Genomic DNA, 292 nt, shown 5'->3' with positions numbered 1-292 from the left:
CCGTGTGCCAAACCGGTAAGAATTCGCGCTGTAATCAGGCTTTCGTAACCCGGCGCTTGCCAGGCAGCCAGGTTACCCACCACAAACAACCCCATCAAACTCAATAACACGCTTTTACGAGACCAGCGCCCGGTCAAGGCCGTCAACACCGGGGCGCCGATAGCCACCCCAACCGCATAAAGGCTGATCAGCAAGCACGATGATGGCAACGATACGCCCAGGTCTTGAGCGATGGTGGGAATCAATCCGACAATCACAAACTCGGTAGTACCAATAGCAAATGCACTCAACG

Annotated in this window: 1 protein-coding gene; it reads right to left on the bottom strand. The window is 54.8% G+C overall.

Annotated elements, in window-relative coordinates; genetic code table 11:
• Positions 1 to 292, bottom strand: a 292-nt coding sequence (locus tag Q4563_RS18990; protein ID WP_442903799.1) for an MFS transporter, incomplete at both ends; no start/stop codon positions are given.

The organism is Gilvimarinus sp. 1_MG-2023, from assembly GCF_030548285.1.
Note: the sequence above shows the minus strand (reverse complement) of the source record. Positions and strands in the feature narration are given on the sequence as shown.